General features: G+C 66.0%; 1 protein-coding gene. It reads right to left on the minus strand.

What is annotated here, in order from left to right; genetic code table 11:
• Positions 1 to 158 precede the first annotated feature (158 nt).
• Positions 159 to 4403: a DNA-directed RNA polymerase subunit beta' gene (gene rpoC / locus OG2516_RS08455; RefSeq protein ID WP_007255231.1), complete on the minus strand. Its 4245-nt coding sequence runs from the start codon at positions 4401 to 4403 to the stop codon at positions 159 to 161.
• Positions 4404 to 4444: the final 41 nt, after the last annotated feature.

The raw sequence follows: 4444 nt of genomic DNA on the forward strand, positions 1-4444 counted from the left end.
CCGTGCAGGGGGGGCCGGGCTGAAGCCCGGCCTACGGCGGTCGAGGGCGGTGCGTAGGCCGGGCTTCAACCCCAGCATTCGGGGCCCGCCTCACGGCTCTCACCCAACGAAAAAGGCCCCGCCGGAGCGGGGCCTTTCTGTCTATTATCGCGACCGCGTTACTCGCGGCTCTCGGGGGTGTCGACGACCAGCGTGTCGAACTCGTCCCCGCCGATGATGTCGTCGTCCTGCGGCGCGGCGAGGGCGGCGGTTTCCTCCGCCTCGGCGCGGCGCGCGTCGAGCACCTTCTTGTCGCGGTCGGCGGCGACCTTGCGGATGCGCGAGGTCGCGCCGCCGGTGCCGGCCGGGATCAGGCGGCCCACGAGGATGTTCTCCTTGAGGCCGATGAGCCGGTCGCGCTTGCCCTGCACCGAGGCCTCGGTGAGCACGCGGGTGGTCTCCTGGAAGGAGGCCGCCGACATGAACGAGCGCGTCTGCAGCGACGCCTTGGTGATGCCGAGCAGCACCGGCGCGCCCTGTGCGGGACGGCCGTTGCGGCTCGCCGCCTTGGCGTTGGCCTCGTCGAGCTCGGGCTTCTCCACATGCTCGCCCTTGAGAAGCGTGGTGTCCCCGGAGTCGGAGATTTCCCACTTCTTGAGCATCTGGCGGACGATCACCTCGATGTGCTTGTCGTTGATCTTCACGCCCTGCAGTCGATAGACGTCCTGCACCTCGTCGACCATGTAGTTGGCGAGGGCCTCGACACCCATGATCGACAGGATGTCGTGGGGCGCCGGGTTGCCGTCCATGATGTAGTCACCCTTCTGGACGTAGTCACCTTCCTGGACGGGAATGTGCTTGCCCTTGGGCACCATGTACTCGACCTTCTCGAGGCTCTCGTCGGCAGGCTCGATCGCGATGCGGCGCTTGTTCTTGTAGTCCTTGCCGAAGCGCACGTAGCCATCGAGCTCGGCGATGATCGCGTGATCCTTCGGACGACGGGCCTCGAACAGTTCCGCCACGCGGGGCAGACCACCGGTGATGTCCTTGGTCTTGGCGCCCTCGCGCGGGATACGCGCGATGACGTCACCGGCCGACACCTTCTGGCCGTCTTCGACCGAGAGGATGGCGTCCACGGACATCGGGTAGGTGACCGGGTTGCCCAGATCGTTGCGCACCGGCTCGCCGTCTTCCCCGAGGATGAGGATCTCGGGCTTGAGCTCGTTGCCCTTGGGCACCGAGCGCCAGTCGCTGACGATCTTCTGGGTCATGCCCGTCGCGTCGTCGGTCTCTTCCCGCACCGCGATGCCGGCGACGAGATCGACGTAGCGCGCCGTTCCCGACTTCTCGGCGATGATCGGCAGGGTGTAGGGGTCCCACTCGAACATCTTGGTGCCGCGGGTAATCTTCTCGCCGTCCTTGACGAAGATCTTGGTGCCGTAGCCGATCTTGTGGCTGGCCCGCTCCTCGCCCTTCTCGTCCATGATCGCGAGGACCATGTTGCGGCCGACGACGATCTGCTCGTCGCGCTCGTTGAGCAGGATCTGGGCGTTGCGGAACTCGACGATGCCGTCCTGGGACGCCTCGAGGAAGGACTGCTGGCCACCCTGGGCGACGCCGCCGATGTGGAACGTCCGCATCGTCAGCTGGGTGCCCGGCTCGCCGATGGACTGCGCGGCGATGATGCCGACGGCCTCGCCGATGTTGACCATGGTGCCGCGGGCGAGGTCGCGCCCGTAGCACATGGCGCAGACACCGTCCTCGGCCTCGCAGGTCAGCGGGCTGCGGATGCGGACCGACTGCAGCGCGTGGGACTCGATCAGGTCGGCCCGGCGCTCGTCGATGAGCTCGCCGTGCTTGACAAGGACCTCGTCCTCGCCCGGCACCAGCACGTCTTCCGCCGCGACGCGGCCGAGGATGCGCTCGCCGATCGACGAGACCACCTCGCCGTCGTTGATCGCCGGTTCGGCGGTGATCGCGAGATCGGTGCCGCAATCGGCCTGGCGCACGATGCAATCCTGCGCCACGTCGACGAGACGGCGGGTCAGGTAGCCCGAGTTCGCCGTCTTCAGCGCGGTGTCGGACAGGCCTTTCCGGGCGCCGTGGGTGGAGTTGAAGTACTCCAGCACGGTCAGGCCTTCCTTGAAGTTCGAGATGATCGGCGTCTCGATGATCTCGCCGGAGGGCTTGGCCATCAGGCCGCGCATCCCGCCGAGCTGCTTCATCTGCGTCACCGAGCCCCGCGCACCGGAGTGGGCCATCATGTAGACCGAGTTCGGCTCTTCCTCGGCACCGTCGTCGCCGACATGCTTGGAGGAGATCGTCGACATCATGGCCTCGGTGACCCGGTCGTTACACTTCGACCAGGCATCCACGACCTTGTTGTACTTCTCGCCCTGGGTGATCAGGCCGTCCATGTACTGCTGTTCGAAGTCGCGGACCTGCTCGCGGGTCTCCTCGACGAGGCCCCACTTCTGCTCGGGAATGACCATGTCGGCCTTGCCGAAGGAGATGCCCGCCTTGAACGCCTCCTTGAAGCCCATCGACATGATCTGGTCGCAGAAGATGACCGACTCCTTCTGGCCGCAATAGCGGTAGACGGTGTCGATGACCCGCTGCACGTCCTTCTTGCGCAGCAGCCCGTTGACCAGGTCGAACGGCGCCTTGGCGTTGAGCGGCAGCAGCGCGCCGAGACGGGCCCGGCCGGGCGTCGTCTTGTAGCGCTTGACGATCTCCTGGCCGTCCTCGTCGATCTGCTTGATCCGGCACTCGATGTTGGCGTGCAGGTGGACCTCGCCGGCGGTGAGCGCGTGCTCGACCTCCTCGACGGAGCCGAAGACCATGCCGTCGCCCTTCATGCCGTCACGCGCGATGGTGACGTAGTAGAGGCCGAGGATCATGTCCTGCGAGGGCACGATGATCGGCGCGCCGTTGGCGGGCGACAGCACGTTGTTGGTCGACATCATCAGGACGCGCGCCTCGAGCTGGGCTTCCAGCGAGAGGGGCACGTGGACGGCCATCTGGTCGCCGTCGAAGTCGGCGTTGAAGGCCGAGCAGACGAGCGGGTGCAGCTGGATCGCCTTGCCTTCGATGAGGATCGGCTCGAACGCCTGGATGCCGAGACGGTGCAGCGTGGGCGCACGGTTCAGCAGCACCGGGTGCTCGCGGATGACCTCGTCGAGGATGTCCCAGACCTCCGGACGCTCCTTCTCGACCAGCTTCTTGGCCTGCTTGACGGTGGAGCTGAGGCCCTTGGCCTCGAGCCGCGAGTAGATGAACGGCTTGAACAGCTCGAGCGCCATCTTCTTGGGCAAGCCGCACTGGTGCAGCTTGAGCTCGGGGCCGGTCACGATGACCGAGCGGCCGGAGAAGTCCACGCGCTTGCCGAGCAGGTTCTGGCGGAACCGGCCCTGCTTGCCCTTGAGCATGTCCGACAGCGACTTCAGCGGGCGCTTGTTGGCGCCGGTGATGACGCGGCCGCGGCGGCCGTTGTCGAACAGCGCGTCGACGGATTCCTGCAGCATCCGCTTCTCGTTGCGCACGATGATGTCGGGCGCGCGCAGCTCGATGAGCCGCTTGAGGCGGTTGTTGCGGTTGATTACCCGGCGGTAGAGGTCGTTGAGGTCGGACGTGGCGAAGCGGCCGCCGTCGAGCGGGACGAGCGGGCGCAGTTCCGGCGGGATCACCGGGACGACGGTCAGGATCATCCATTCCGGACGGTTGCCGGATTCGACGAAGCTCTCGACGATCTTCAGCCGCTTGATGATCTTCTTCGGCTTGAGCTCGCCGGTGGCCTCCTTGAGCTCCTCGCGGAGCTGCTCGGCGGTCGCCTCGAGGTCGATGTTGGAGAGCATCTTGCGGATCGCCTCGGCGCCGATATCGGCCTCGAAGGCGTCGGCGCCGTAGGAATCCTGGGCGTCGAGATACTCTTCCTCGGTCATCAGGTCGCCGTAGGAGAGATCGGTCAGGCCGGGCTCGATGACGACGTAGTTCTCGAAGTAGAGGATCCGCTCGAGGTCACGCAGGGTCATGTCCAGCATCAGGCCGATGCGCGAGGGCAGCGACTTGAGGAACCAGATGTGGGCGACCGGCGCGGCCAGCTCGATGTGGCCCATGCGCTCGCGGCGGACCTTCTGCAGCGTCACCTCGACGCCGCACTTCTCGCAGACGACGCCGCGGTACTTCATGCGCTTGTACTTGCCGCACAGGCACTCGTAGTCCTTGATCGGGCCGAAGATGCGCGCGCAGAACAGGCCGTCACGCTCGGGCTTGAACGTGCGGTAGTTGATCGTCTCGGGCTTCTTGATCTCGCCAAAGGACCAGCTGAGGATCCGCTCGGGGCTGGCGAGGCTGACCTTGATCTCGTCGAAGGTCTTGGCCGGGGTCAGCGGGTTGAACGGGTTGTTCGTGAGTTCCTGGTTCATCAGGTAACCTTTCTAGGTGGCGGAAGTCTGGAAGGGGCCGG

Origin of the sequence: Oceanicola granulosus HTCC2516, from assembly GCF_000153305.1 — a bacterium.
GTDB lineage: Bacteria > Pseudomonadota > Alphaproteobacteria > Rhodobacterales > Rhodobacteraceae > Oceanicola > Oceanicola granulosus.